This is a genomic window from Pseudoalteromonas sp. KJ63-1 (assembly GCF_055808145.1).
The window spans coordinates 264,555-291,339 of record NZ_JBVVRL010000002.1; the positions used below are offsets into that span (position 1 = coordinate 264,555).

Sequence of the window (26,785 nt, forward strand, 5' to 3'; positions counted from 1 at the left end):
TAACCACTTGCTTATCACAATCTGTTTGCTTTGCATCATGTGGCCCTGACAGCATCAAATAATGAGTTGCCCCTTTTATTGCTTGTTCTGCTATAAACAGTGATGGATTTTCCTTTAGAAGTTTTTTTAACTGATTTTTCAGAGGTATATGCACCATACTGGCAAAAATAAGTCTCAGTTTTTTTGGTTTGCATATCGTTCCACTCCCCTATTTTTCGCCACTGTGGTGAGGCATATCGCCTTGCATCAACCATAAAGCTGCCATGAAGCGCCGGTATTGAATAAACATCATTAATGGTTTGCTGTGCTTTAGCTGCATTGTTATATGGGCCTGCAACGAGGTAATAGCTATCACGGCTTTCATGCTTATATAACTGCAAAGCATAGGCTGCTTTATCAACTTTATTTGCCACAATAAGTGCCGATTGAAACTTTTTGAATACGCCTAATTGCACAAAATAAGGCGTATTTTGGTTTGCTTTAGCTGCTGTTATTGGTTGCTTATTTAAGGTATTAGCGTTATTTGTGTATACAATGATGTCTTGCAGTATTATGGTATCGCCGCTTTTTTCAGTGATGACCCGCTCAGGAAGGTTTTTTATGGTTATGTTTTCTGATAACTGCTCATTTTTTTCTATTTCGAGAATATAATTTCCTTGAGAAACATTAGAAAAATAATAATAACCATCATATTCAGTGACCGTTGAATAATGCTTTTCGCCGTCTTTTTCTTTAAGTACAACCGTGAGTCCTGCGATAGGTTTACTCTTTTCATTGCTCGATAGATAAATAGTTCCCTCAACCTCATTGTAGACCATTAAAGGAATATTTACTTTGGTTTGTCCGCCTCTATGAGCCAATGTTTTAATTTTCCCTAAAGAGGGCTGCAAGTAAGGATTAGACAACGAGCGTAAATTAACATCTAAAACCTGGCCACCGTAACTGCTTGGTAGCAAGACCTTTCCGTCATTATTGGTGTATTTATTTCGCCAGAGGTAGTTACCAGTAAAATTAACGTCTTGAATTGGCTCATCGCCTTGGTCAAAGATTTCATTTTCATTCCAATCTATGAACGAACTAACTTCTATTTGCCCGGAATTTAATGAGCGAGGAGTGTCAAAGTTAAAGTCTGCTTCTAAATGATCAAAACTAAATGTGCCATTTAAACCTAAAGATAAGCGCCAATCTCCTTGATTATCAACTTGCCCTGATACTTGTATATTAAATATCTCATGGCGGTATGTATATTGATGATTTAAAAGTGTACTTGCCGCAGAGTTAGACTGATAAGTCAGCTGGGTTTGATTAAAAGTGCTTTGTGTTTGTGGCCAGCGCAAACTACTTCTCAAACGAGTGAGCTCTGCGCCATTATTAGCCTGCCAATCTAAGGTGTTGGTCCATTTCCAAGAGGCAATATCTATTGAAGAATAAAGCCGGTTTATTAGGTTATTTGTATCGTCATCATAAAATAGTTGGCTTGACCATGTTCCTCCGACATAACTTTTATTGATGCCTAATGAGAATCTATTTTTAGCGTTAGTATTTTTACGTACTTCATTGTTCCACTTCATATTCCAGTTAAGCGAGTTAAAAAAATCAGTGCGGCCATTGAGGCTCAGTGACAGCCTATTTTTGAGTGAGTTCTCTTGTGCTACAAATAAAGCGCTAGAAAAGTTATTAAGGGCACTGTATTCAACATTAACATTGATATCGTTATAAAGTTTATTAGAAAGTAGGCCTCTAAAACCGGCAAAATAAGCATAGCCAGCATCGAGTTGTTTTGTGGCTAAAAAACGGTAACTGCCGTGATCTGTAAGTGTGTTTAGCCCAGATGATAGGTAGCTGCTGTTATTTTTTTCAGTTTGCAAATGAGTTATTTGAGCGTCATATGTAATAAACTCACTAATGCCATAAGAGAGATTACTTTTAAAGGCATTACTCATCGCCGTTGAGGAGTTACTTGATTGATTAAAAACGCTTTTATCTGTCTCTAAAAACTCCACCTGATAGCTTATTTTTCCGGGCGATAGTGCGTCTTGCCCTATTGTATACTTTTGAGTACGTGTAACTTGCTCGCCCTGTGAGCCAAAAAGTTTAATTTCAAAGATATTGTTGCCGTAAAAAGTTTCAACATCGGTAAATCGAACCAAATTTTCGTCGTTAGCTTGAGCAGTGGCAATAAACTGGCCATTTCGATGCAGCTCTGCTTGCCAGCCCGGTAGTGCCGGTTCTTCAATGGTGATAGTTGAAAAATTTTGTGCCGAATGCGGGTTAGCATTTGAAATATAAAATCCCCGGCCTTGGTTTGAGCTAATAATAAGCTGATCTGACTGCGATTGAATATCTCCCAATTGATAGTGAATGCGTGCCAGTGAGTGATCTTGTTCACTTAAGTTAAAGTCTTTAGTTATTTTTAAAAAGGTATTAGCGGTGTTTTCGTTTTTGTTGAATCGTAGTTCAGCTCGATGATGAAATAAGTCAAAGTAGCTATTAAGCCTGAGTAGCCCCTTATAACGATTATTAGACGATTTATAGTTTGCTGATAGCGAATATTCAGACACGGGATAGGTTAGCGTTTGGTATTGGTCGTCTATAAAGTGGTCGTATTGCAGTGCTTTGGACTTAATTTTTTTTGTAATACCACTCGTTACTTGGTTGTTATTATAAGTAAGCAAGTTACTAGAAAATGAAACCTGCATTAGTGAGTAATCAAAGCGCGAGTCGGTATTTAAAAGTGTATTTATGACGGATAAATCAACATAGTGGTCGTAGTCATCGACAGCCCACAATGAAACATTTTCTGAGGGGGCTAAAGTTGAGGAAAGCTCAGCATTGAGAACCAACTCACTTGCGTCAACTTTAGCAGCCAGTGTATTTTGTGACACATTTAAGCTAATTCCCATAGTCGATTTCAGGGCGCTTATGGGCAATAGCAATTTATTTGATTTTGAATAGTAAGCTTCTAAATCAGAGACAACTGAGCGCCCATTTACCCTGACATTTATAATCACAAAAGACTCCTCATCAATAGGCCATTGATAAAGAGTCGGTAACTGCTTTGCGATGATTGTTTTGGGTGCAATTAACAGTAATGTACAAAGTAACAAGCGAGCCGTTATACCGTAGTATAAGGCATTAATGAGTAGCATTTTTTATTTGATATTAATGGGGATCGCTAACTCTATTTTACCGCCATAAAGTTCGTTTTCTTTGTAGTTGAGTGTCAAAGGCCCAGTTACTGGGGCTTGTAAAGTGATGTATACCTTGCGACGTGATAAAGGGGTATAAACGGCCACATTGGTTATTTCACCAACCATTGAATTATTTTCATCAACTAATTCAAAATTTCCATACACAGAGCGATTTCCTGTGAGTGTTTGCCAAAATGTCAGAGTCGGACGTCCATTTTGGGTTATTAATTGTGGGTTTATTAATTCTGAATCAGCTTCTAATTGACCATGACGAACAATAACAGGCACGCTGTAAGCAACCTTAGGTCTAATGCTTATTCCTTCAATGTCGGGGTCTTGTGACTCAGAGGCTATAATTTTAAGCACCGCTCTGTATTCGCCAACAGCAAGCTCGGATTTTTTGCGAACGGTCATTCTGATAGCTTGCATTCCTTTGGGTGCAATAGTGCCGCGACGTGGTGAAAACCGTAGCATGTTTTTGGCAGAGCGCCCTTCAACTTGTTGCGGAGTAACGTCTATAAGCGCCCCTTCTTCGGTCATATCTTTATGTGTAACAACTAGTTTAAAATCGAGATTTTTATTAGAGGTATTGCGGATAAGTAGTGAATTATTTTTAGTACGTCCATCAAAGTATAAACGGTATTCAGACAGCGCAAGGTTGGCATTACAAATTTCAGGTAGTAAAAGAGTTAGGCAAAGGGCAGCCCAACAAAAAAGTTTAAGCATCATGGGACAACTCAACAACATGATAATAAAAAGTGGAGCGCGATGCTCCACACATTTTATTTTTAATGCGCAATTGCGCAAAAAAATAAACTGAGGCTAACTTAGTAAGTTACTATTGCCTCAGCTTTCATAGTCTTATTGGAAAGACACATCTACAGTGTAATCTACAGTGTAAGCAGCGCCCGCTGTTAGTGTAGAATCAACCGTCATATCACCATATACATTAACAGTAATATCTGTTGCACTTGCATCAGTAGTGAAAGCAGACGCAACATTGTCAGCAGTTGTTACACTGGTTGTGCCATCTGTAGCCGTTGTTACTGGAGCAAAAGTTAAGTTAGTGCCTGTGCTTCCAGATACAGTAATATTCATTGCTGAATTTGGCGCTAAACCAGATACAGTAATTCCACCTAATTGAATGTTTGCATCTGACGCATCACAGTCACCCGATACAACGCCTGCATTATCCATCGTACAGGTTGAGCTTGTAGATAAACGAATTTTACCAAAGTGAAGTGCGCTATCCTCTGCAAAAGTAGGCTCAGTCCAACCATTTACACTTGCTTGAAATGTTTGGTTAGATGCAAGTAAAGAAGTTGATGAGATTGCTAGTAAAGCGGAAGCAGCAAAGATTTTTTTATTCATAGTTTTTCCATTTTTAAAAATTATTATTTTTTTACTTCCGTGCAAGTTAGTTTAGAGAGTTATCTCAATCCATTGTTTCGGATTTAAACACAGTTGTTATCAAAAGGGAATTTTTTGTTAACGTTGTTACTGTTTTTGGGGTGTTTATGATACAAAATCATTAATTTTAATCAGGAAAATGCAACGAGAAAAATAACACAGATGCTAATTTTATTTTAACGCTTGTGGGACTTAGTTTTAGGTTTAGCCAGAGTAGCTCAACTGATGCTGAGCCTATAATGATGTTATCAATCATTATTTATTTCCTAGAACTATTATGTAAGGCAGTACTAACTGCTTTTTTCCTTAAGCTCTATGCTTAAACGGTAAAAGAATCCGCAGCAACAAGTATGCGAAACGCTCACTAATTGAGCATGAATTACTCATTGTCGTGTCCATGAATAAAGTCATTACAATCTAAACTCATATATTTAAGATCAGATTTTTACTAACTTACCGCTTTAAAAGTATAAAACTTAATTTTTTACGCACGTTTTTTCAGCGTTTTGGTTCATTTTTAGCTCTCTCAGGTAATCAGTTAGTAAAAAATCGGTTTATATAGGCGATATTTTATACCTTGTTAGTAAAATACTGATCCTAGATTACTTGAAGAATACTTAATGTTTAAAAGGTCTTTAATTATTAACTACTTGTATCAAAACTTTTGTTTGGGCTGTGTAAAAACTCATTAAAGAAAGCGCTTTTAGCTAATTTTTAATTTCATATACTGACGGATGTTTACTGCGGCTATATGTATTTCGTCGATAACAACAACGCATCAAGGAAGCCCTTTCCTTAAACGTGTTGTTTTATTACTGGTTGTTAATTTTAATATAGATCAGTATTTAACTAACTAAATTGGAGTGTCTAGTATTTCATTCAAATACAAATAAGAATTACTATCTTTTGTATTTGTTGGCGCTATAATATCGCCATCTTTTTTTAGCTATGTTTAAAAGGAATTTGCAGTTGATGCAGGCCTCCAACCGTCTTTTAGACTTTCCTAAACCCGTATTTTCTATGTTATGGCAGTTTATGCAGCGCTTTAGCTATGAATTAGCGGTTTTATCGCGTTTTTTCATTGCCATTGTTGGTGGATATTTTTTTACAGCCGTCAGCGTGTCTTTATTAAGTGTTGTGGTGCCGGTCTCTAAAGTTGACGCGGTTTTACTAAGTGTCTCTTCGAGCATTTTAATTTACGCCCTCGTGTTCATTTATAGTTTCTATCTTCGGTCGTTAAAAATAGTTTGGATCAGTATTTTACTAAGTATAGTAGCGCAATTTGTGCTGTTGTCGCTAATGAAGGGATGGTTATGAAAGGAAGTTTTTTTCGCTCAATGACCTGGTTACATACATGGGTAGGTTTACTCGTGTGTTGGTTACTGTATTTAATATTTTTTGCAGGCACTATCAGCTTTTTTAGAGATGAAGTTAGTTTATGGAATCAGCCAAGTATTCATAATATTGAGCAGCAGACAGACCGTATTGGCGCGCAAAAGCAACAAATAATAAGCGGCGTTGAGTATTTAAATTCGCAAGCACCTAATGCGCCTAACTGGCGTATAACACTCCCAGAAGAGCGTGTACCCTATTTAACGTATGGCTATGCTAAGCCAAAAGAGCCAGGGCAGCGCAGAGCGTCTTTTGAAAACACCCGTATAGATCCAAATACCATGCAGCCTCTAGCACCCTTTGTAGATACCCGAGGGGGAAATTTCTTTTATCGCCTGCATTTTGATTTGCATTATATCGATGTAAAAACAGCGCGTTGGATTGTCTGTTTTGCTAGTTTATTTATGCTTATTGCGTTGATATCAGGGATAGTAATTCACAAACGCATTTTTAAAGATATGTTTGTTTTTAGAGCTAATAAAGGCAGTCGTAGCTGGTTAGATGTACATAATTTAAGTTCTGTATTTGCCTTACCGTTTCATTTAATGATTACCTATACCGGCATTATTACTCTGATATTTATGATATTTCCCTACCCCGCGCAAACCGTTTATGAAAATGGAATACGTGGTTTTTTCAATGATGTTTCGCCAAGTAGTCCTGTAACAGAATCATTGCCAGGTAATGCACCGCTAGTGCCTATCAATACAGTTTTAGATCAAGTTTATACTAAGTGGCCAGAGGCTGATATAACTCGGGTAATTATTAATAAGCCGAATAAAGCCGCTGCAACTATTATGGTTTTGGTGAGCCCTGGAAAAACATTAAGGGATCAATCACCCCGTTTAATTTTTAGCGGAGCGAGTGGTGAACTTGTTGCTCAAACTGATGATGAACTCACTGGCAGTAAGGCGCTATATGAGTCTTTAAATTCAATGCATACTGGGCGTTTAGCAGAGCCATTATTACGTGTTTTATATTTTTTAGGCGGCATTGCCGGCTGCATAATGATAGCGACAGGCTGCATAATGTGGGCTAAGCGCTTACGCGAAAGAATGAAAAAAATACTCAACCATCTTGGGGGCTAAAGCTCGTTGAAGGGTTAAATCTAGGAACATTGATGGGACTACCCTTGGCTACATCGGCTTTCTTTTTGGCTAATCGTTTACTTGGCAAACAAGTTGCTGAGCGCTCGGATAAAGAAATACTCGCTTTCTTTTTAACTTGGCTATGTGTGTTCATCATTGCCTTTGTAAAGCGTGACAAGTTGCAGTGGTGTGTGTTGGCTGCCATAAACAGCATTGCTTGCTTTAGTGTGCCATTGGTTAATGCGCTCACCACTGAAGGTAATATAATCAGTTATTTGCGTAACGATCAGTGGGCATTATTTATGTTTGACAGTTTTTTTCTAGCGTTTGGTTTGCTGTTTTTGTTACAAACCGAAAAATTACGTACTGCTCTGCAAGCTAAAAAACCAACTCCAATAAATACTCAGGAGCAAAAAGTATGATTGCCTTGCTTCCTTTTAGTTTATGTTTGCTGGCTTTTAACTGCTTTGCGCTGGCTAAGTTTAATCATTTTAAGGATGTTTTCAATAAGCGCCCTACTCAACAGCAGCGTTTGGTTTTATTGAGTGTTGCTTGGATCAGTATTTTACTAAGTTTGCTGTTATGTGTTAACGAATTACAAGGTTATGGTGGTTTGCAGTTTTGTGGCTATATGACGTTAAGTGCTTTAATTGTAATGACTTTTTATAGCTTTTTGGTGAAGTTAACTAAACTTTTTAATTTACTCATATTAGTAATATTGGCCATGAGTACGTTATTTTTTGGTTTAAACGGGCTTTAGTTAGTAAAAACCTGATCTCAAACAATAGCTAAAATTGAGGTAAAAAATGGCAAGCCATAAGGCTTGCCAATTAAAAAGGGGGATTGTCATTATGTCTTCACCTGCCTGTCTCTTTGCAGATGCGGCTAATATAGCCTTGCTTTATTTAACTTACCTTACAGTAAGGTGATCGTTTTATTACAGCTTAGGTTATTTATCATTCTCTGATGTAAACTCCCTTTACAGCGCTTTTTGATTTACCCAAATAATTTCGTCAGTTGCAAAACCAAGCGCCTTTACTTGGCTTAAAAAGTGCTGCTTAAGCTTTTTGCTTACTGTTGGTGTGCGTGATAAAAACCATAAGTAATCTTTGCTATAACTGGTAATAAAGGCATATTGATAATCAGGTTGGTCGAGCTCAAAAATAATATAGGCACCATAAAACGGCCCAAAAAATGACACTTTAAAATGCCCTGTATCGGTGTTTTCTACAAATTTAGCTAAGCCTTCGGCTTCGTCCCACTGCTGATCTTTACTAATAAATCCTTTGTTTAATACCTTTACCGTTCCATCATCGTTAATTGAGTAGGTGGCTGTTACTTGTTCCATTCCTTGTTCAAAGGAGTGGTCTAATCGAGCTATTTCATACCACTTGCCTTGGTACTTTTCTAAATCAAAGTTTTTAACCGGACTTATTCCTTCAGGGGCGCTGGTACAGGCACTGAGTATAAATACGATGGTAATAAATAACGCAGCTTTAAAAGCGAGTTTCATGTTGTTTCCTTTTTTTAGAAATTGCTATAGGATCGCTTTAATACTAAAGCAATTTAAAGAACTTAGCATGAAAATTTGGGTTGATGCTGACGCTTGTCCGGTAGTAATAAAAGAAATTTTATTTAGAGCTGCAGAGCGTACGCAAACAGAAACAATACTGGTTGCAAATCATGCCATGCGCATTCCACCATCAAAATTTATTAGTCGACTACAAGTGTCATCAGGCTTTGATGTGGCTGATGATGAAATAGTTAAACGAGTTGAAAAGGGTGATTTAGTGATCACTGGAGATATTCCGCTAGCTAGCGAAGTGATTGATAACGGCGGCCAAGCGCTTAATCCGCGCGGTGAGCTTTACACCACTGAAAACATTCGATCCTTACTAAATGTACGCGACTTTATGGATACTATGCGCTCAAGCGGTGTAGAAATGAGTGGCGGGCCGCCTCCGTTAAGCCAAAGTGACAGACAAAACTTTGCTAATAATCTTGACCGTATTTTAGCGCAAAATAAGAGTAGTTAAGGTGAACAGCCAGTTAATAGGGTTAGGTGATAATTCATTTAGAGTTGCTGTGTATATCGCAAAAGCGCCCCCTATGCCCTACTTTGAAACACTAGAGCAGTTAGAGCCTGTGGTTAGTGGGCAAATAAACAGTATAAATCAGCACTGTGGCAATGGCTGGCGAAAAGTCTTTAATGTATACGCCAAAGTGTTATTTGCGTTGCCAAGCGAGTATTACTCATTTGCTAAACAAGCAGTGAGCTGGCAAGCATATCGAGATGAGCTGTTGTTACAGCAGCATAGCGAGACTGCATTACTTTTTAGTGTGCCGGTGCTCACTGAGCACAAAAACCAGTTGCACATTATTGCGGGAAGAACTCACGCTAAAAACTTGATACAACAAGGTAAATTAAACACCCAACTTGATTGGCTTGATGATGAGTTTGCTATAGACAAAAGCCAGAATATTATTGTGTGCCCCTATTTTGATTATAGGCAGTTGAGTAATATTAAAATTGCCCGTTTGAGTGAGTTAGTGGCTCAGTTAACATAAGCCACGTTCTCTTTTGCTTTACACAATGTGAGTTAGTTTTTGTGCGCTATCAAATAGCATTGGTGAGCCTAAAATAAACAGCACACATGCCGAGGCACGGCCAAATTTAAGCGACAATGCAGGATTGTTACTGAGGATTTTTTTGCCGCTTATCCCTATTAACCAATACACCAACGCACAGCCCACTAAATGAACTACACTCAATACTGATAGACAAGCTATCAGTACCTCCAAGTGCCAACGTTTAACCTCAATTATTATGATTAAAGGTATTGTAAGAGCGTGTAATGTGCACTTTGACAGGTTATTTCTTAATACGAAGTTTAAAAAGTTAAGTCGATGACGCTGCAAACCCTATTGTGAGGGGTTTTGCAGTTGTATATAAAAATAAAGTATAAATAAAGCTTGTTATAAACTGTATTGCTGTTATCCTGCTTGCCATCGGGTTGACAGAAAGCCCAGTTTATTTGTAAGTACCACGTTGTTATTAGTAATAATCCTTCGCGATATCCTCAAGTTAAATGTTTGTTTTCTTCCTGTTAAACGCCTATTTTAAGGCAATTTTTTATTTATTTTTTTAGGATATTATTATGTCTAATACAACTACTGGTACTGTAAAATTTTTCAACGAAGCTAAAGGTTTTGGTTTTATTGAGCAAGAGTCTGGCCCAGACGTTTTCGCACATTTCAGCGCAATTTCAGGCGACGGTTTCAAAACTTTAGCTGAAGGCCAAAAAGTACAGTTCAGCGTAACTCAAGGCCAAAAAGGCCCGCAAGCTGAAAACATTGTTTGCATCTAATTTAAAGGGAGTGGGCTTTATAGCGCACTCACCACGCTAAACTAACGTTAAGCGATAAAGCTAATATCAATGCGATATTAGCTTTTTTTTGCAAAAAATTTATACCACGTAGCCACTAAAGCCAAGTGCTTTAAAGTACAGTTTTGGAATGCCAAAGCCACATTCATTAAGTAACTCACTAAAGCGCATGCGATCAAGCGGGTAAAACTCACGCTCTAAGTTATGTGCCATTTGCGTTTTGCCTGCATCGCTAAGCCCAAGCTCTTGGCACGTATTAAGTTGCGCTTCTCTTTCAAATGGGGTTTCTGGGCGCATTAAATCAGCAATAAATACCGGTGCGGATTTTTTAAGATTGTTTTTAATCCCCTTTAATAACTGCTTTTTATCGCCGTTATCTTCAACAAAATGCATCACTAATAAACATAATACCGCGTCGGCTTTAACCTTTAATTTATCTAGCGGTTGGCACTCAATGCTGACTTGTGAGTCAATACCTTGATCTACAAAACGTTGCTTAGCAATGGCTAGCATGTCGGCCGAGGTATCTTGAGCGGTAAACTGCCAAGTAGAATTAATATTCGCCAATGCTGCGATTTCTTTACCTGTACCCGCGCCTACCACTAAAATATGGGCGTTATCAGTTAACGTTGCGCTTAGCTGTGCGTTGGTAAGTTGATGTAATAGCTCGTAACCTGGGACTAAACGGGTAATACGGTTATCATATTCGTGTGCTTCTTCGCCTGTAAAAGTGGGCATACTATTTCCTTAAATTACGTTTATGGTGGAGTATCCACCCGGTTTTTTAGCGACATGAATTTGCGTTGCAACGCGTTCGCTCATTTCACTTACATGTGAAATCACACCGACCTTTCTACCTTGTGCTTGCAGTGAATCTAGCGCGTCCATTGCAATGCTAAGTGTTTCACTATCTAGTGTACCAAAGCCTTCGTCAACAAATAACGAGTTGATTTGTACTTTGTTTGAGGATAAAGAGGCCAGCCCTAATGCAAGTGCCAACGACACTAAAAACGACTCTCCCCCAGAGAGTGTATTTACCGAACGCTGTTCATCGGCCATATCGCGGTCAATAATCGCTATATCAAGTGAATCAGCTATTTCTGTGAGTTCGTAACGCTTATTTAGCGTTTTTAAATGGCTATTAGCATAATGTAGCAATATTTTTAGTGTTTGTGTTTGCGCTAAATTACGCATTGTTTTGCCGGTTGCATCACCGAGCACTTTATTAAGTAAATGCCATTGTTCTACTTGTTGTTTAAGTTTGCTTAGCTCAGCCTGCTTGCCCTCAAGGGCTTTTGCATTTTGGTTGTGCTGCTCGATGGCGGTATTAATCGTAAGTAAGTTATTTTGTAATTGTGTTTGCTGCGCAGTTAATTCAGTTTGTTGTTCAATTAACTGTGCTTCGCTGTGTGCTGGCTTATTATTTTGCTGATGCTCCTCATTGGCTTTTTGCTGTTGTTTTAGCGCGGCTCGGGCATCAACTAATGCTTGGGATAACTGCTCGCTATGTTTTAGCTGCTCTTTAATATCGTCATTACTTATGGCCAGTAGCACCTCGATTTGCTGATGGCTAATATCAGCATAAAGCGCGCTAAATTCTTCAAACCAAGCATTATAGCGTGTTTCAAGTGTGGTTAGCTCCTGGCTGTTATCGGCTAAGCGCTGCTCAAGGTTTTTAAGTGTAATAGCCTGCTCATCGCGCTGTTTTATGGCGCTATCGTGTGCCCGTTGACTTTGATTTAATTCACCCTGACACTGCTCTACTTGCCTATTGAGCTGAGTCTGGTAGTCATCAGCGCTGATCGTTTGGTTATCAAATAACGCTAAGCGCTGTTGCTGAGTACTGTTGTGCTGCTGCTGTGCCTGAGTTAAATCGTCGTTGAGCTTGCTAATTTGCTGCTCAGCTTTGGTCATAAGCGGGGTTAGCTGCTGCAGCTGTAAATTGGCGTTGTCTAACTGCTTTTGAGTTTGCTCAAGTTGTAGTTGCTGATATTGATACTGCTCTACTTGCTCATCTAACTCGCTTAGTGTTAACGCGCCGGTTTGCAACGTTTGCCAAAATTGACTGTTTTCAAAGTGAGAATTTAGCTCACTTATAAGTGCTTCGCGTTGGCTGTGCAATTCCTGGTGCTTATTATTAAGCATGGTGAGCTGATTGTTCAGTTCAATATGCTGGGTATTTAATTGTTGCTGCGCAGTCTGCTCTTTCTTAACCGTGTTTTGCAGTTGGTTAACCGTTTCTTGCAACTGGTTTTGTTGTTTTTGTGCTGCAAAGTACTGCGCTTTTTGCCCGTTTAATTGTTTATGGGTGGCATCAAGCTGATCAACGCTTAAGTCATTAAGATCTGTTTTAGCCGCTTGCATGGTATTTTTAATGTCTAACATTTTGGCTTGGGTATCAGCAATCGCTTGGCTCTGCTGCTTATGCTCTGCGACTAAAACAGCATGCTGTGTTTGATGTTGATGTAGCTGGGTTTGTGCATCTAAGTGCTGCTGTTTAGCGCCAGTGTAGGTATTTTCAAAGTCGGTTATTAAGTTATTAAAAGGTTGGCTTTGATTATTTGCAAACGGATGCTCAGTGGCTCCACAAACCGCACAAGCCTCATTAGGCTGTAGTTGTGCGCGTAAGTGTTCAACATGTTCACTCGCGCGCAGCCGTGCTTGATTAAGCGATTGCTCGGCGTGTTTAAGTGCTTGCTCTTTACTGCTTAATTGCGCAAGCAATGTGGTGTTAGTTTGCTCACTCTGAGTTAGCTTTTCTGCTGTAGTACTTTGTTGCTGCACTGTGTGCTTTAGTTCTTGATTAAATTGCTTATAACGCGCTCGCTGCTCTTTTAAATAATCGATGTTTTTAAGCTGATTATCGCACTGCTCAATATTAAATTGCTCTTGCTGCTGGGTGAGTTTATTTAGATTTTGTTGTTCAGTGCTTAGTGTGTGCTCTGCATGTTCTAACTGTTTATTTTGCTCGTTGAGCTTGGTAGCGAGAGTGCTTAGCTGCAAAGTAATGGTTTGCTTTTGTTGCTCGAGTGTTTTTAATTGCGTTGTGGTATTAAAAAACTGCTTAATGCTGTGATTAAAATAGTTCCAATCAGTGGTCAATGGCTTAAGTTGATTGTTTTCTTGTAACCATTGCTTATGGTGAATGCTTTGTGTTGTTGCCTGCTCCACGCTGAAATTATTTTGTTGTAGCTGCTGTTGTAACTCGTTTAATTGCTGTTGCTCTTTAGTTTTTTGTTGTGTCAGGCTTGTAATGCTTTGCGTAAAAATAGCTAATTGACTGTCGAGCTCACGTGCTTTTGCAATCAGTGGCTCAGCCGTTTGTTGATGTTGTTTTGCTGTTGCTAATTCGCTTTGTTGTTTTTTAACCTTACTTGCTTGCTCATTAATAAGCGCGGCATGATCCAGCGCGTTTAATTCTTTAATTTGTGAATTTAACTGGCTGTTTTGCACCGTTAAGCTTTTAAAGCGCTGGCGATTATCTTTAATTTCAAGCGCACTTTGTGCTTGTTTTGCTTGCTCAGTTTGTGCTTTAACCGCATCAAGTGCATCACTTGCTTGTTGCTCGTTTTGTTGAGCCGCTGTTAATGCTTGCTCTAAACTGTGTGCTTGCTTGTACCAGTTAACACCTTGCTCTGTGCTGGCCAACGTTGTTTTTGTGTGTTCAGTTTGTTTTTTAAGTTCATCAAGAGTGTGTTTTTTCTCACTTAGCTCTTCATCAGACAATAATGCATAACTGGCTAAGCTGGCTGTTAGTAATTCAAGTTTATCTTTTACTGCTTTATTACGCTCAAATATACGCTGGCCTATTCGACTAAATTTATCGGTGCCGGTAAGGCATTCTAAAAGTTGTGCGCGTTCATCGCCAGTGGCTTTTAAAAAGGCGGCAAACTCATGCTGTGCTAGTAACACTGCACGGGAAAATTGCTCAAAAGTGAGGCCTATTTTATTTTCGATGGCTTTGATGGTGGTGCTTTTGTCTGCGATTAAGGTTTCATCCGGTAAGCTATGTAAAGTATGCTCTGCCACTTTTAGTTTGCCGGTTACTTTTTTATGCGTGCGTTGAATGCTGTAGCGTGCTCTATAAAGTTGCTGATCTTGCCCGCTAAAGTCCACTTCCGCATAGCCTTCCCATTTCCCACGGCGCAATAAATTGCGGGCATCGTTAAGCTTTATGTTGTCGCCGTTAAAATCAATTAGGTTACCTTTGTCGCCTTTCAAACGAGCAGTTTTCGTATAAAGCGCTAAACAAATGGCATCAAGTACGGTGCTTTTTCCTGCGCCAGTGTCACCTGTAATAGCAAATAAACCTGCGTCTTTGAGTGGTGAAGCTAAAAAGTCGATTTCGGCATCAGCAATGGAGGCTAAGTTATGAATACGCACGGCGGTTATTTTCATAGTAGCTGCTCCTGTTCAAGTTCATCAATAACGTCGGTTAATAGCACTTTTAATTCACTGGGAACGGTTTCTCCGGCCATATCTTTGTCGTTATTAAAGGCTTGTTCGAGTAAATTAATTGGGTTGAGCATTTCTACAAAACTTAAATCTTCAAATACCGTTTCTGAGGAATTACTCACTTGCTGATCGCGTACCCGTTCTATACCGCAAAAGTTAACCTGTTTGCCTTTTAGTGCTTGCTCAATTTGCTCACGAAAAGTGGTATCGATATCACTGGATTTTAGCTTTACTCGTAAGTATGGCGCTATTTCGTATTGTTGTGTATCGAGTGCTTTTATTTGCTCGCATAGCTGGGCTAAAGGGACGCACTCCCCCTCGGGTAATACAATTACTTCAGCGAGCCTAGGAATGTAAAGGGGGTTTACAGTGGTGCTTAGCGGTTGGTCTTTTTGTACGTTAAACTCAACCACATTGACTTGATGGGTATATTTCCTTTCTGAAAACGACATGGGAATAGGCGTGCCGCTGTAGCGAATACGCTCATTTTTAGCCACTACCTGCGCTTTGTGTAAATGCCCTAGCGCTATGTAATTGGCATGTTTACCAAATACCGACGCCGAAATGGCTTCTTCACCGCCAATGACTAAGTTACGCTCAGAATCACCAGAAATATTTCCACCTTTGGCATGCAAGTGACCCATAACAATTAAAGGCGTACTTTCATCGGTAAGCGTTAACGCATGTTCAAGTGCCAGTTGGTAAGCTTTGGCAACGCCTTGTGCGTAACTAGGGCCGTCCTCGCTCTGGCTAAGCGTACTTATATCGCTGGTTCGTAAAAACGGCATAGCGACTATTACAGCGTGTTTGTCGTTATTATTAAATGTTATTACCACGTCATTGGGGTTGGCTGGATCAAACCTGCCTACAACATGGGTATCAAACTGAGCTAATAAGGGCTGTGCGGCCAAAATACGATTAGCGGAGTCATGATTGCCGGCAATTATGACCACATGTAATTGTGGGCACTGTGCTTTGGCATTCTTTATAAATTGATAGAGTTGGTTTTCGGCACTAGCACTGGGCGTGGCAGTGTGATAAATATCGCCCGCAACAAGCAATAAATCGATTTGTTGGCTAACGAGGGTGGTTAATAACCAAGAGAAAAAAGCATGGTGTTCATGACGGCGATCATGTTCATAAAATTGCTGACCTAAGTGCCAGTCTGAAGTGTGAAGAACTTTCATTTTGCGCTCTTAAAAAACCATAAGAGCGCCAATATACCCAAGGCAATTAAAGATGCAAGTATCGCTTTAGGTTAAAGTATACCAAGCAATAAAAATAACCGGCAAAGCAGCAAGGGCAATTGTTAAAGGCCACTTTAATGCTTTTGCTTTTTTGGCCTGTAATACTTCTAGTGCGTTTGTTTCATTACAAGCAGCCACTTTATCAATATACAGGTAGCCTGAGTTAATATACTGCTTACAATTTTGCGCGTCTGCTGGTATTGCAATTAGTTTTTGCTGCTTTTTTAGGACATAAAAATCCATAAACTCACCACACTTAATACGATTAGTTAAAACAAAATATTTGAGAGAAACACTAAAAAAGTACCCTCAAATTAAAAAAGTGGGCGATTCTAATTACAAACCATAGTAAAGATCAACCTAAAACTGCGTTATTTGGTATTTTTAATGAAAATAGCTGTGTTTTTTCGTTTTATCTCTACTTTTAGTGATATGTAAACCCCCTTTACAGTTTTGTTTAGCGTATTAATTGCCTTTGTTTTTAATTAAATTTCTAACGAAATATACGTTCTTTTTTATTGTATGAAACACTACAAATGGTATTTGCATAAAGGTGGGGAATATTACCCTATAAAAGTAGGGTTTTATCGCTATTTTATTGAAGCTTAGCAGTAAATTTGTCACAGTAGTGTTACTAAAATCTATCAGGATTAACAATGAAAAAAATTTATTTACACTGAGTGCGTTTGTGTTGCCTTTGGCAATGGCGAGCTCAGTGATGGCTTCATCTGTTGAGCAAACTAAAGGCAGCTATGTTGATAAATTCCGTCAACTAGACGAAGCTTTGCCTACCCCTAATGTTTACCGCAGTGCCGCAGGTGCACCAGCAGAAAATTACTGGCAACAACGAGTTGATTACGATATTGATGTAAAGCTTGATGAGCAAAAGCGTCGCTTAACGGGGAGTCAAACAATTGAATATAAAAATAACTCACCGCATACGCTTAAATATTTATGGCTACAGCTTGATCAAAACATTTTTAAAAATGACTCGATTGCAGAAACCACGCAAACTTTTAAAAGTACCCTACAAAACGAACCGGATGCCAAGCCTGCTAAATTAAGTTTAGGTGATTTACGTCGTCAGCAGTTTATGAACGACAATGAGCTGGGTTACACCATTAGCAATGTTAAAGATGAAGATGGTAAAGCGCTACGCGTAACGGTTGTTGATACTCTAATGCGGATAGACTTAAACACGCCACTAAAGCCCGGTAAAGATGTTGAGTTTAGTATGGACTTCGCGTTTAACTTGGTTGAGGAAGATGCGGTAGGTGCACGTGCAGGTTATGAGCACTTTGAAGAAGACGGTAACGATATTTTCCTAGTGGCTCAGTGGTTCCCTCGTTTAGCTGCGTATACTGATTACGAAGCATGGACTAACAAGCCATTTCTAGGTAGCGGTGAATTCACTTTAGAATTTGGCGACTACGACGTTGAAATTACGGTTCCTGCGGATCATATTGTATCGGCAACCGGTAAGCTTGATAACCCAAGCTCTGTTTTAACCAGTACTCAGCGTAATCGTTTAAAAGAAGCTGAAACAGCAAAACGTCCTGTATTTGTCGTTACTGAAGAAGAAGCACTCGAAAACGAAAAAGCCGGTACAGACAAAACAAAAACGTGGCATTTTAAAGCTGAAAATGTTCGTGATTTTGCATGGGCGTCGTCACGTAAATTTATGTGGGATGCTAAAGGTTACCAACAAGGTGGGAATGAGCAACCATTGGTTATGGCGATGTCGTTTTTCCCTAAAGAAGGTGGCGATTTATGGAAGAAATATTCAACTGAATCTGTGGTACATACCATGGAAGTATATTCAAAATATTCATTTGATTACCCTTACCCAACTGCACAGTCAGTTAATGGGCCTGTAGGGGGGATGGAATACCCAATGATCACCTTTAATGGTCCACGTACAGATTTACAAGACGATGGCACACGTACTTATTCTCAAGCAGAAAAGCGCTTTTTAATCGGGGTTGTTATCCACGAAGTGGGGCATATTTATTTCCCTATGATTGTAAACTCAGATGAGCGCCAATGGACTTGGATGGATGAAGGTTTAAATAGCTTTTTAGATGGTGTTGCTGGACGTGAATGGGATCCAACCATTCCTTGGGGTGTTGAGCCACGTGATATTGTGGCGTACATGAAGTCTGAAACTCAAGTGCCTATTATGACGCAATCAGACAGTGTGCTTCGTTTAGGGCCTAATGCCTATACTAAACCAGCTGCTGCATTAAATATTTTACGTGAAGTTATTCTTGGTCGTGAATTATTTGATTTTGCGTTTAAAGAGTATGCTCAGCGCTGGAAATATAAGCGTCCTACTCCGGCTGATTTTTTCCGTACTATGGAAGAAGCGTCAGGTGTTGATTTAGATTGGTTCTGGCGTGGTTGGTTCTACACTACAGACCATGTTGATATCTCGCTTGATAAAGTATATCAATTACGTTTAGACACCAAAAACCCTGATATCGACTTTAAGCGTTTACGTGATATTGAAGCGAATAAGCCAAGTTCATTATTTGTTGAGCGTAATCGCGCTGAAGGTAAAAAAACTTGGGTTGAGAAAAACCCAGATGTAACCGATTTTTATGACGAAAACGATCGCTTTACGGTTACCAATAAAGAACGTAATGCGTACAACAAATTTTTAAAAGGCTTAAAACCGTGGGAGCGTAAAACACTCGATCGCGCACTAGAAGAAGACAAAAACTACTATGTTATGGAGTTTTCAAACTTGGGCGGCCTTGTGATGCCGATTCTTTTAGAGCTAACTTATGAAGATGGCACTAAAGAAGAGCGTTACATTCCCGCAGAAATTTGGCGTCGTAACCACAAGAATGTACAAAAGCTGATTATTACCGACAAAAACAAACCGCTGACATCAGTAACGGTTGATTCAGGCTGGGAAACGGCGGATGTGAATGTAGAAAATAATCACTACCCTCGTCGTATTATTCCTTCGCGTATTGAAGTCTACAAACGTGAAAAGAGTAAGGCAAAAGTAAGCCGCGATATCATGCAAGATATTAAAACAGAGCTGAAAAAAGACGAGCCAAAAGACGAAATAAATAACGACGAGGACCAATAATAATGCGCTTTTTGCTTATTATTGTTTGCTTTTTAATTGCTGCGCCGAGTATGGCGCACCAATTAAAATCATCTGTTACAACGATGTTATTTAATCAGCGCACGCACAATATTGAATTGATGCATCGTTTTTACTTACATGACACAGAGCATGCTGTTGGCAGTTTATTTAAAGGCAAGGTGGATATTATTGATAACAAGCGTGACCAAAAACGCTTTGCTAAATATGTTGAGTCTCATGTTGCTTTGCAAACCTTAGAGGGTGAACCACTTACGCTTAATTATGTAGGTGCACAAGTGGATGGTAAGTTCTTTTGGGTATACCAAGAAGCCACGATCCCCGATGAGATTGAAGGCATTAGAATGAGTAATGGCGCACTGCGCGATTTATGGCCTGCGCAAGTCAATATGGTAAATGTTGAGGGGCGAGGAAAAGTAAAAACGTTAAACTTTAGTCAAGACGACACATGGCTTGAAGCACGATTTGAAACTAACTAACCCACTGCGCATCTTTTCTTAGGTGCGCATTTTTATACTGTTAGGTTAGCTGATCGCGTTAACTTACTTCATCGTAAAACCAACATAACAGAAATCATACAAACCGAACTAATGTGTATCAAATGAGCTATACTGAGAGCGTAATGGATTAAGTTTTTTGTAATTGTCTATTGATATACATTTTTAATGTAAAGCAAATCCGCAAACTAGTTAGCACAAGGAATGAAATGAAAACGCAAATTGAGGCAATCAAAGGTGTTATTTTTGATTTAGACGGAACCTTAGTATCATCAGAATTAAACTTTTCATTAATTAAGGCACAAGTAGGTTGCCCAGCAGAGCAAGACCTACTCGAGTATATAGAACAATTACCCTCGCCCTACATGCGTGAAGAAGCAATGAATATAGTCCATCAGCATGAGCTACTTGACGCACAAAACGCGAGTTTTTTACCTGGTGTCGTTGAAGCTGTTAACGCTCTGCAAGCAAAGAATATCCCCATGGCTATCGTGACGCGTAATTTTGATAAAGCGGCTTCATTGAAACTTCAGCATAATCCGTTGCCAATCGAAACGGTACTCACCCGAACCGACGCTCCTGCTAAACCCGATCCAAGTGCTTTACTAACGATTGCAAACAAATGGGCAATGCCAGTTGATAATATTATTTACGTTGGTGATTATTTATATGACATACAAGCTGCTCATAATGCAAAAATGCGAGCCTGTTTATATGCCCCAGATTTAACCCCCGCGTATGCCAAGCAAGCCGACTTTGTTATTCATGGGTTTGATGAATTAGTGTCATTAGTAGAAAATTACGCTGAAAAGATTGGGGTCTGTTGACCTTTTAAGGTTGAATTTGCAGCAGTCTGTTTGGTATTTAGGCAAGGCAGAGCCTATCTATACCCAAATTACCTTAATCTGCGAGTTTCAGTTGGAATTAAAAGCTATTTTGACAAGGCATTGATTGAAAATAATGGTTATTCCCTTGTTAAAATCAATAACGCAGTATAAATAGCTTTTAAACCAACCCGTAGGGCGTTTCACAGAAACTTACTCCCTTCGTTGTTCCTTTTTAAAAGGGACGACCATTATTGCAAAGGGAACGCCTTGATATAAAGTCCCTGTGAAACGCTGAATTCTGTATATTAAGGCAATTTGGGTATATGTGGTTACTCCCCATAAATAGGCGATAACGCAGCAGCAATGCCAAACAGGCGCTGCCCTTCGGGTTCTGCCTAGGGGCGATTTACTCTTTGTTGCTCGGTTTTGACTTAGCCCACTAGGTTACAAACCTCGCGCCGCGATTAAATTGCCCCTAGTTTGAACAAATAGCAATCCGCAAAGGTTAACAGACCCTAGTTATGTTAAATTGCACTGTATTTCATTTCGCTAATAATATAACGGGTATTATTTAAATTAATACTCAAATGCTTTTGCACAGCATAGCATGTTGAACCACTAGCCCAATACGCTTTGAATTGATAAAATATCGAAAACAGAACGTATTCAATAGAGGCACAAGATGGGCAGAGCATTTGAAGTCCGCAAAAGTTCGATGGCTAAAACAGCCAACGCGAAAACTAAAGTAAATTCGAAGTACGGTAAAGAAATTTACGTTGCAGCCAAAAGTGGTGAACCCGACCCCGATGTAAATCAAACATTGCGCCGCTTAATTGAAAAAGCCAAAAAAGACCAAGTTCCCGCGCACGTAATCGAAAAAGCAATTGAAAAAGCAGCCGGAGGGGCAGGGGAAGATTACTCAACAGCTCGTTACGAAGGCTACGGCCCAGGTAATTGTATGGTGATTGTTGATTGTTTAACTGACAACCCTAATCGTACAATTAAAGATGTGCGCTTACCGTTTACTAAAACAGATTCAAAAATAGGCACACCTGGTTGTGTTGCTCATATGTTTGATCACCTAGCTGTTTTAGGGTTTGCAGGCGACGACGATGAAGTCGTGTTAGAAGCGCTGATGATGGCTGACGTTGATGTAACTGATGTAGAAGCCGAAGATGGCAAGGTGTCGGTGTTTGCACCGCATACTGAGTACTTTAAAGCTAAAACGGCATTAGAAGAAGCATTTGAAGGCATTAACTTTGAAGTTGATGAAATTACCTTTGTACCGCAAGTACATGTTGAAATTACGGATGAAGAAGTGATTGCCAACTTTGATAAATTTATCAATATGCTTGAAGATTGCGATGACGTACAAAATGTTTATCACAACGCGACCATTAAAAATTAATTCGTAGTTTTAACTAGGCGAATTTTAGCTATTTTGCCGCTTAATAAAACAAAAAGCGCGTTTTGTGTAGGCAAAACGCGCTTTTTAGTGTTAAATAAATGTTAGCTATTCAGCTAGGTTATGGTGCTGTGCTTTATATTTTAAGCGGTAGCTGTGCAGTAGTGGCTCAGTGTAACCGCTAGGTTGGCTAACACCTTCAAATACTAGTGCCAAAGCCGCTTGGTAGGCAATGCTGTTAGCTAATGTTTGCTCATTGCTTGCCATGGGGGTGTAAAGGCTATCATGCTCATTTTGGCCATCAACAACCTTAGCCATTTTTGCCATCACTTTTTGTACTTGCTCTTTACTGCATACGCCATGATACAGCCAGTTGGCGATATGCTGGCTTGAAATACGTAAGGTCGCTCTGTCTTCCATTAAGCCAATATGGTTAATGTCAGGCACTTTAGAACAACCTATTCCTTGGTCAATCCAGCGTACTACGTAACCTAAAATGCCTTGCGCGTTGTTCTCAAGCTCACTTTGAATATCTTCTTTTGATAGTGTTTCTGGGTTTGGCATTAGCGGTGGTGTTAGTAAGCTTTCTAGGCTTGCTATTTGGCGCGTGGCAATGCTTTGCTGCAGGCTAAATACATCAACATCATGATAATGCATTGCGTGTAATGTAGCGGCAGTAGGAGAGGGTACCCAAGCCGTATTTGCACCTGATTGAGGGTGGGCAACTTTTTGCTCCATCATCATCGCCATTTTATCGGGCATTGCCCACATACCTTTACCAATTTGTGCTTTGTGGCTTAAGCCACAGGCTAGGCCAATATCAACATTACGATCTTCATAAGCGCTGATCCAAGGCTGTGCTTTAATAGCGGCTTTAGGCAGTACAACACCGGCTTGCATAGAGGTATGTATTTCATCACCGGTGCGGTCTAAAAAGCCGGTGTTAATAAATACAACACGCTCTTTAGCTGCATGAATACAGGCTTTTAGGTTAGCAGATGTACGACGCTCTTCGTCCATAATACCCATTTTAAGGGTGTTTTTAGGCAAGCTTAGTGCATCTTCAACCATACCAAATAAAGTGTTAGCAAATGCCACTTCATCAGGGCCATGCATTTTTGGTTTTACAATATTAATACTTTGTGCAGTTGAGTTTTGAATGGCATTTTTAGTGTTTAAATCGTGCAGTGCGGCTGTTGCGGTGAACATGGCATCCATGATGCCTTCAAACACATCATTACCACTTACATCGGTAATGGCAGGGTTTGTCATTAAATGCCCAACGTTACGCACAAACATCATACTGCGCCCTTTTAGGGTCAGTTTTTGGCCATCAAGACCTGTGTATTGACGATCGGCTTGTAACGTACGGTCGACCATTTTGTCGCCTTTTCTAAACGTTTCAACTAAGTTACCTTGCATTAAGCCTAACCAGTTTTTGTACACTTGCACTTTATCTTCGGCATCTACTGCAGCAACGGAGTCTTCACAGTCCATAATAGTGGTCAGCGCCGCTTCAAGTACCACATCTTTTAGCCCTGCTTTATCAGCCTGGCCAATAGGGTGGTGATGATCTATTTGCAGCTCAACATGTAATCCATTGTTTTTAAGTAAAATAACACTTGGGTTTTGTGCCTCACCTTGATAGCCAACGAGTTGTTCAGGGTTTTTAAGCGTAGTGTGCGAGCTGTCGCGTAATGTAATAGCAAGTGCGCCATCCACAATTGAATAATTAGTGCTTTCGATGTGCGAGCCATTTTCAAGCGGTAGCGCTTTATCTAAAAACTGTCTGGCGTAAGCCATTACTTTAAAGCCGCGCACTGGGTTGTATTGAGTCCCTTTCTCTGCACCATCGTCTTCACTGAGTACGTCTGTGCCGTATAGTGCATCGTAAAGTGAGCCCCAACGTGCATTAGCAGCATTTAAAGCAAAACGGGCATTACTAACCGGTACCACTAACTGTGGCCCTGCAGTCAATGCTATTTCTGGCTCTACATTCAGGGTTTCAATATTAAAGTCTTCAGGTTCATCAACTAAATAGCCAATGTCTTTTAAAAACGCTTGGTACTGGGCTTGATCACCGTTTTTATTAGCAACATGGTAGTCATCAATCTGCTTTTGTAATTGTTCACGTTTAGCGAGTAGCGACTTGTTCAGCGGAGTAAGTGTTTGCACTATATGAGCAAAGCTTTTCCAAAACTGGTGTTCGTCTAGATGGGTACCAGGTAGTAGTTGTTTTTTAACAAATTCAGCTAGTTGCTTATCAACGCTGAGTCCAGAATGAGTGAGAGTGTGGCTCATAATTAAAATCCTTAAACGGTCCGACAGAGTGCATTTTTTATATGCGTACACTTACCATATCGCAAAAAAGTCGCTTTGAGTGCTTTTTAACCATTCACTATATGTATAGCCGCAATAACAACTATAAATTTACTAAATCTAAAAAATAAGCCTAATGTTTAATTAAGCGCTACAGAGCTAACGCGATGTAGTCACTCTCTCAACAATAAATATTAATACCCGTTCGAAGGACTTTATTATGACAACATATCAAGGCGAAACAGATACACTAGCAACACTATGCCAATCACAAGGCAGTGCATGGAAAACTATTAATCCTGAATACGCAACTCGCATGCGTTTACAAAACCGTTTTCGCTCTGGTGTTGATATTGCACAATTTACTGCTGACATTATGCGTGAAGACATGGCAGCATACGACAAAGACACAAGCCAGTACACGCAGTCTTTAGGTTGTTGGCATGGTTTTACTGCGCAACAAATGATGATGGCAATTAAGCGTCACCAAAAAACAACTAAACGCAGCTACGTATACCTAAGTGGCTGGATGGTTGCAGCGCTTCGCTCTGAGTTTGGCCCACTTCCAGATCAAAGTATGCACGAAAAAACATCAGTACCAGCACTTATCGAAGAAATCTACACTTTCTTAAAGCAAGCTGATGCACGTGAACTTGACCATTTATTTAACGAGCTAGACGATGCAAAAGCAAACGGCGGCGACGTTCAAGCCGTGCTTAATAAAATTGATAACTTTGAAACGCACGTTGTACCAATCATTGCTGATATTGATGCAGGTTTTGGTAACGAAGAAGCGACTTACCTACTTGCTAAAAAGATGATTGAAGCGGGTGCTTGTGCTATTCAAATCGAAAACCAAGTATCAGATGCTAAGCAATGTGGTCACCAAGCAGGTAAAGTTACCGTTCCTCATGAAGACTTTTTAGCTAAAATTAACGCAGTACGTTACGCGTTCTTAGAGCTAGGTATTGATAACGGCATTATCGTTGCACGTACCGATTCACTAGGTGCAAGCCTAACGCAAAAAGTACCGGTTTCGCAAAAACCAGGTGACTTAGCAAGCCAATACAATGCATTTTTAGAAACAACACCGGTAAACAGCGTTGAAGATTTAAATGAAGGCGAAACGGCAATGAAGCTTAATGGCCAACTTTGTAAGCCTACACGCCTAGATAACGGTTTATACCAGTTCCGCGAAGGCACTGAGAAAGACCGCGTAGTACTAGATTGTGTAACTAGCTTACAGTCAGGCGCTGATTTACTGTGGATTGAAACAGAAAAACCACACGTAAAACAAATTGCAGAGCTGGTAAATCGCGTTAAAGAACAAGTTCCAGATGCTAAATTAGTATACAACAATTCACCGTCGTTCAACTGGACGCTTAAGTTCCGTGAGCAAGTATACCAAGAGTGGCAAGAAGCAGGTCGTGACCTTAGCGCTTACCCAAGTATTGATGACAACAAAGCGCTTATGGCTCCAGAAATGGATGCAACAGAACTTGCAGCAGCCGCTGACTTATTAGTACAAAACTTCCAACGCGATGGCGCACGTGAAGCAGGTATTTTCCATCATCTAATCACATTGCCAACGTACCATACAGCGGCACTAAGCACAGATATTCTATCTGAAGGTTACTTCGGTGACTTAGGTATGCTGGCTTATGTACGTGACGTACAACGTCAAGAAATCCGTCGTGAGCAAGCGTCAGTTAAGCATCAAGACCTTGCAGGCTCTAACATTGGTGATACGCACAAAGAGTACTTCTCTGGTGAGAATGCACTTAAAGCCGGTGGTGAAGCTAACACCATGAACCAATTCTAATTCAACTAGATAGTGTTACTTAAGGGCCGCAAGGCCCTTTTTTATGCCTGCATAAAGGCAAAATTTAATAGATCAGTATTTTACTAGCTAGTTATTCAGGGATGTAATGCAGCTTAAAAGTGTAAATTAAATTTAAAGGATGTATATGACTCGGCAGTCAGAGCTTGATAGTTTGATTGCGCTTTGACACGTGTAAGTACAATAAATTAACCACTTTTTACCGCATATAGATCAGAGTTTAACTAGGGTCTGTTGACCTTCAAAGGTTAAATTTGCAGCAGTCTGTTTGGTAGTTAGGCAAGGCAGAGCCTATCTATACCCAAATTACCTTAATCTGCGAGTTTCAGTTGGAATTAAAAGTTATTTTGACAAGGCATTGATTGAAAATAATGGTTATTCCCTTGTTAAAATCAATAACGCAGTATAAATAGCTTTTAAACCAACCCGTAGGGCGTTTCACAGAAACTTACTCCCTTCGTTGTTCCTTTTTAAAAGGGACGACCATTATTGCAAAGGGAACGCCTTGATATAAAGTCCCTGTGAAACGCTGAATTCTGTATATTAAGGCAATTTGGGTATATGTGGTTACTCCCCATAAATAGGCGATAACGCAGCATCAATGCCAAAC

The 26,785-nt window shown here is 39.8% G+C and carries 19 protein-coding genes and 1 pseudogene; 11 read left to right on the plus strand and 9 right to left on the minus strand.

What is annotated here, in order from left to right; genetic code table 11:
- Positions 1–35: 35 nt before the first annotated feature.
- The 3 genes from AC0L7Q_RS17685 to AC0L7Q_RS17695 form a co-directional block, all read right to left on the minus strand.
- Positions 36–3,149, minus strand: coding sequence for an SdrD B-like domain-containing protein (locus AC0L7Q_RS17685; RefSeq protein WP_409426045.1), 3,114 nt, complete (start codon positions 3,147–3,149; stop codon positions 36–38).
- A 3-nt stretch (positions 3,150–3,152) separates the two neighbouring features.
- On the minus strand, positions 3,153–3,920 hold the full coding sequence (locus AC0L7Q_RS17690; RefSeq protein ID WP_409426046.1) for a fimbrial biogenesis chaperone: 768 nt from the start codon (positions 3,918–3,920) through the stop codon (positions 3,153–3,155).
- Between the two features lie 132 nt (positions 3,921–4,052).
- Complete coding sequence (locus AC0L7Q_RS17695; RefSeq protein WP_248526949.1) at positions 4,053–4,562, minus strand: hypothetical protein; 510 nt, start codon at positions 4,560–4,562, stop codon at positions 4,053–4,055.
- Positions 4,563–5,573: 1,011 nt separating this feature from the next.
- Here AC0L7Q_RS17695 and AC0L7Q_RS17700 point away from each other — a divergent pair.
- From AC0L7Q_RS17700 to AC0L7Q_RS17710, 3 genes and pseudogenes are all read left to right on the plus strand, one after another.
- Positions 5,574–5,918 carry a hypothetical protein gene (locus AC0L7Q_RS17700; RefSeq protein WP_409426047.1) on the plus strand — a complete coding sequence of 115 codons (345 nt, stop codon included), beginning with the start codon at positions 5,574–5,576 and terminating at the stop codon, positions 5,916–5,918.
- Positions 5,915–7,503, plus strand: a pseudogene (locus AC0L7Q_RS17705) (PepSY-associated TM helix domain-containing protein). Before AC0L7Q_RS17700 ends, AC0L7Q_RS17705 begins: the two are co-directional and overlap by 4 nt.
- A complete protein-coding gene (locus AC0L7Q_RS17710) occupies positions 7,500–7,841 on the plus strand; it encodes a DUF3325 domain-containing protein (protein ID WP_409426048.1) in 342 nt (113 codons plus the stop codon). Before AC0L7Q_RS17705 ends, AC0L7Q_RS17710 begins: the two are co-directional and overlap by 4 nt.
- A gap of 219 nt (positions 7,842–8,060) precedes the next feature.
- Here AC0L7Q_RS17710 and AC0L7Q_RS17715 read toward each other — a convergent pair whose 3' ends face one another.
- A complete protein-coding gene (locus tag AC0L7Q_RS17715; protein ID WP_409426049.1) occupies positions 8,061–8,594 on the minus strand; it encodes a lipocalin family protein in 534 nt (177 codons plus the stop codon).
- A 67-nt stretch (positions 8,595–8,661) separates the two neighbouring features.
- Here AC0L7Q_RS17715 and AC0L7Q_RS17720 point away from each other — a divergent pair, with 67 nt between their 5' ends.
- The 3 genes from AC0L7Q_RS17720 (at position 8,662) to AC0L7Q_RS17730 (ending at position 10,449) form a co-directional block, all read left to right on the plus strand.
- A complete protein-coding gene (locus tag AC0L7Q_RS17720; protein ID WP_409426050.1) occupies positions 8,662–9,117 on the plus strand; it encodes a YaiI/YqxD family protein in 456 nt (151 codons plus the stop codon).
- A gap of 1 nt (position 9,118) precedes the next feature.
- A complete protein-coding gene (locus tag AC0L7Q_RS17725; protein WP_409426051.1) occupies positions 9,119–9,649 on the plus strand; it encodes a DUF6942 family protein in 531 nt (176 codons plus the stop codon).
- A gap of 590 nt (positions 9,650–10,239) precedes the next feature.
- The gene (locus tag AC0L7Q_RS17730; RefSeq protein ID WP_008110773.1) at positions 10,240–10,449 is read left to right on the plus strand and encodes a cold-shock protein; all 210 of its coding nucleotides are present in this window, start codon (positions 10,240–10,242) and stop codon (positions 10,447–10,449) included.
- Between the two features lie 99 nt (positions 10,450–10,548).
- Here the strand turns inward: AC0L7Q_RS17730 and AC0L7Q_RS17735 are convergent, their stop codons facing one another.
- From AC0L7Q_RS17735 to AC0L7Q_RS17750, 4 genes are all read right to left on the minus strand, one after another.
- A complete protein-coding gene (locus AC0L7Q_RS17735) occupies positions 10,549–11,205 on the minus strand; it encodes a class I SAM-dependent methyltransferase (RefSeq protein WP_409426052.1) in 657 nt (218 codons plus the stop codon).
- A 9-nt stretch (positions 11,206–11,214) separates the two neighbouring features.
- Positions 11,215–14,865 (minus strand): SbcC/MukB-like Walker B domain-containing protein, encoded by a 3,651-nt coding sequence (locus AC0L7Q_RS17740; protein WP_413403421.1) that lies wholly within the window; start codon positions 14,863–14,865, stop codon positions 11,215–11,217.
- Positions 14,862–16,109: an exonuclease SbcCD subunit D gene (locus AC0L7Q_RS17745; protein ID WP_413403423.1), complete on the minus strand. Its 1,248-nt coding sequence runs from the start codon at positions 16,107–16,109 to the stop codon at positions 14,862–14,864. The genes AC0L7Q_RS17740 and AC0L7Q_RS17745 overlap by 4 nt, the downstream gene beginning before the upstream one ends.
- Before the next feature lie 66 nt (positions 16,110–16,175).
- Positions 16,176–16,412 (minus strand): hypothetical protein, encoded by a 237-nt coding sequence (locus tag AC0L7Q_RS17750; RefSeq protein ID WP_413403425.1) that lies wholly within the window; start codon positions 16,410–16,412, stop codon positions 16,176–16,178.
- A gap of 475 nt (positions 16,413–16,887) precedes the next feature.
- Here AC0L7Q_RS17750 and AC0L7Q_RS17755 point away from each other — a divergent pair, with 475 nt between their 5' ends.
- The 4 genes from AC0L7Q_RS17755 to AC0L7Q_RS17770 all read left to right on the plus strand — a co-directional run bounded on the left by AC0L7Q_RS17755 (position 16,888) and on the right by AC0L7Q_RS17770 (position 22,019).
- Positions 16,888–19,269, plus strand: a complete 2,382-nt coding sequence (locus AC0L7Q_RS17755; RefSeq protein WP_418157365.1) for a M1 family metallopeptidase — start codon at positions 16,888–16,890, stop codon at positions 19,267–19,269.
- Positions 19,270–19,271: 2 nt separating this feature from the next.
- A complete protein-coding gene (locus tag AC0L7Q_RS17760) occupies positions 19,272–19,766 on the plus strand; it encodes a DUF6702 family protein (RefSeq protein ID WP_138606453.1) in 495 nt (164 codons plus the stop codon).
- A gap of 227 nt (positions 19,767–19,993) precedes the next feature.
- Entirely contained in the window at positions 19,994–20,611 is a 618-nt protein-coding gene (locus AC0L7Q_RS17765; RefSeq protein ID WP_413403428.1) for an HAD family hydrolase, read from the plus strand.
- Between the two features lie 682 nt (positions 20,612–21,293).
- Positions 21,294–22,019, plus strand: coding sequence for a YebC/PmpR family DNA-binding transcriptional regulator (locus AC0L7Q_RS17770; RefSeq protein ID WP_010388706.1), 726 nt, complete (start codon positions 21,294–21,296; stop codon positions 22,017–22,019).
- Between the two features lie 105 nt (positions 22,020–22,124).
- Here the strand turns inward: AC0L7Q_RS17770 and AC0L7Q_RS17775 are convergent, their stop codons facing one another.
- Positions 22,125–24,317 carry a malate synthase G gene (locus AC0L7Q_RS17775; protein ID WP_413403430.1) on the minus strand — a complete coding sequence of 731 codons (2,193 nt, stop codon included), beginning with the start codon at positions 24,315–24,317 and terminating at the stop codon, positions 22,125–22,127.
- A 238-nt stretch (positions 24,318–24,555) separates the two neighbouring features.
- Between AC0L7Q_RS17775 and AC0L7Q_RS17780 the strand changes: the two genes are divergently transcribed.
- Positions 24,556–26,157 carry an isocitrate lyase gene (locus tag AC0L7Q_RS17780; RefSeq protein WP_008110760.1) on the plus strand — a complete coding sequence of 534 codons (1,602 nt, stop codon included), beginning with the start codon at positions 24,556–24,558 and terminating at the stop codon, positions 26,155–26,157.
- The last annotated feature ends 628 nt before the right edge of the window (positions 26,158–26,785 follow it).